The organism is Psychrobacter sp. T6-1 (assembly GCF_052258445.1).
The window spans coordinates 1-2,975 of record NZ_JBQQFC010000293.1 but is presented as its reverse complement, the minus strand read 5'-3'; the positions used below and the strand labels follow the sequence as shown (position 1 = coordinate 2,975).

Sequence of the window (2,975 nt, the reverse complement as noted above, 5' to 3'; positions counted from 1 at the left end):
CTAGATGCAAACGGCAAGGTTGATGAGAGCGATGCTGTACGCGATGGCAAGGGCGGGACGTACTTTGGCGCGACGGGCTGTGGTAAGAGCTACACTATGCTATTTCTCACGCGTTTGCTGATGAAAGACGCGGCGCTGGGTAGCCCAACTATTATTTTAATCACGGACCGTACTGACTTAGATGATCAGTTATCCAAAACCTTTACCAATGCCAAAACCTATATCGGCGATGAGAACATCACCAGTGTCGAGAGTCGTGCTGAGCTACGAGAGAAGCTAAAAGATCGCAAGAGTGGTGGCGTGTTCCTCACCACTATTCATAAGTTCACCGAAGACCTAGCCCTACTCACAGAGCGAACCAACGTCATCTGTATCTCAGATGAAGCGCACCGTAGTCAAATCAATCTCCAGCAAAAAATCACCGTGAGTGAGGATGGCGTAAAGAAGTCTTACGGCTTTGCCAAATACTTACATGACTCATTGCCCAATGCCACTTACGTTGGCTTCACAGGCACACCGATTGACGCCACCTTAGATGTCTTTGGCCCAGTCATCGACAGCTACACCATGGTCGAGTCGGTATTTGATGAGATCACCGTGCGTATCGTCTATGAAGGTCGCGCCGCCAAAGTGCTACTTGATAGCAAACAGCTTGATGAAGTCGAAAAATACTATACCCATAGCGTAGAGTCGGGCGCAAATGAGTATCAGGTCGACAAGAGCAAAAAAGCCATGGCGAGTATGTCGACCATCTTGGGTGATCCTGACCGCATCAGAGCTATCGCCGAGGACTTTGTGCAGCATTATGAAGCGCGAGTAAGCGAGGGCACCACCCAAAAGGGCAAGGCGATGTTCGTCTGTAGTAGCCGAGTGGCCGCCTATCAGCTCTATAAAGACATCATAGCGCTGCGTCCTGAATGGGATGAGGTGCGAGCATGCGAGGAAGGCTCAATCTTATCAGATAGCGAGAAGAAAAAGGTCAAACCCATGGAGCGAGTCAAGATGATTATGACCCGCAGTCCAGATGATCCCAAAAAGCTGTGGGATAATCTGGGTAATAAAGACTATCGCAAAGAGCTGGATCGTCAGTTTAAAAACGGCAAATCGAACTTTAAAATCGCCATCGTCGTCGATATGTGGCTCACAGGCTTTGACGTGCCCTTTCTCGATACCATCTACATTGATAAACCGCTGCAAAAGCACAGCCTGATTCAGACCATCTCACGGGTCAACCGTAAGTTTGAAGGCAAAGAGAGCGGCTTAGTCGTTGATTATATCGGCATCAAAAAGCAGATGAATCTGGCGCTCTCGCATTACACTGGCGGTCAGGTACAAAACCTCGAGGACATCCAAAAGTCAGTGGTGGTGGTCAAAGATCACTTGAGCTTGCTTGATACCGTCTATCATAAATTTGACTCTTATTCTTACTTCAACGGCACGCCACTAGAGCAGCTCAACTGCTTAAACGCAGCAGCTGACTTTGCCCTGCAATCTAAAAAGCTAGAAAAACGCTTTATGGATTTAGCCCGTCGCCTAAAGTCTGCCTATGACATTTGCGTGGGTAGTGAGGCGCTCACAAAGGCGCACAAGGACAAGATTCATTACTACCTAGCTATACGTACCATCATCTTCAAAATCATCACTGGCGGCGCACCCGATACCGAACAGATGAATCAAAAGGTGCGTGATCTGGTAAAAGACGCGCTGATGAGTGATGGGGTAGAAGAGATCTTTAAGCTGGGTGATGATGGTTCAGATGGCGCGATTGACATCTTCGATGAAGATTATCTAGCCAAGCTTGAGGCGATCAAGCAGCCTAATACCAAGCTTGAGCTACTACAACAGCTACTGGCAAAAGCTATTGGTGAGCTGAAAAAAACCAACAAGGTAAAGGGCGTTGATTTTAGTAAACAGATGAATGCTTTGATCGAAAAATATAACGATCGTGATGAGCAAGATGTGCTACAACCAAAGGTGATTAGCGACTTCTCCGATGAGATTATAAAAATGTATAACGAGCTGCGCGCAGAGATGGCGTCCTTTGGCGAGATGGGTATCAACTTTGAAGAAAAAGCCTTTTATGACATTCTGCTATCACTGGCGCATAAGTATGACTTTACCTATCCAGAAGATAAGCTGGTGGCGCTGTCAAAAGAGGTAAAAAAGCTCATCGATGAGAAGGCTAAATACACCGATTGGAACAAGCGTGATGACATCAAAGCGGAGCTACAGTTTGACTTGATGGTATTGCTCGACGCGTGGGGCTATCCCCCTGTAGATTCAAAAGAGGTCTACAAGGAGATATTCGAGCAGGCTGAGAACTTTAAGAAGCATAAAGTGGTTTAGACAGAGCAGATATACTATTGGTTTAATTGCCTCTTAATATAGTCGATCCACTATAAAATAAATACAGTGCTACTGGGATGAATTTTGTGCAGCATCTGGAGTGACGGAGTCGCACAGCAAGCAAAGAAAATTTATACCAGTAGCACGCCGTAAAAGCTGCACTCTTTTTATTTAGGACTCACTATATGACGTTTAAACCGAACATTTTGATAGCTTACACATAAAAAAAACACCGCAAATCATAACGATTTGCGGTGTTTTTAGTACTGCTATAATGGTACCCGGAGCCGGACTTGAACCGGCACGCTATTGCTAGCGAGGGATTTTAAATCCCTTGTGTCTACCAATTTCACCACCCGGGCAAAACTTGTATTATCTAATACGTCAATCAGTTGATAGACCCTCTGATGACTAGATAAGTGCTCGCTATTATAAGCCGTTATATTAAGAATGCAAGCCAAAATTAACGCAAATCTTATAAACAGTGAGCAAAATAAATGGAGGCTGGGGTCGGAATCGAACCGGCGTCTACGGATTTGCAATCCGCTGCATAACCACTGTGCTACCCAGCCAAGGGTCACTATATTAGCAAAACTAATTTAAATTACAAGCTATTTTTTGGCTAAAGG

At 45.5% G+C, this 2,975-nt stretch carries 1 protein-coding gene and 2 tRNA genes; 1 reads left to right on the top strand and 2 read right to left on the bottom strand.

Annotated features, from left to right (window positions below):
* The coding region (locus tag ACTXGO_RS11870; protein ID WP_443574662.1) for a type I restriction endonuclease subunit R at window positions 1-2,346 on the top strand (2,346 nt) is incomplete at its 5' end.
* Window positions 2,347-2,621: 275 nt separating this feature from the next.
* Here the strand turns inward: ACTXGO_RS11870 and ACTXGO_RS11865 are convergent.
* Both ACTXGO_RS11865 and ACTXGO_RS11860 read right to left on the bottom strand, forming a co-directional pair.
* Window positions 2,622-2,708: transfer RNA gene (locus ACTXGO_RS11865), tRNA-Leu, on the bottom strand.
* A gap of 136 nt (window positions 2,709-2,844) precedes the next feature.
* Window positions 2,845-2,918: transfer RNA gene (locus tag ACTXGO_RS11860), tRNA-Cys, on the bottom strand.
* Window positions 2,919-2,975 lie beyond the last annotated feature (57 nt).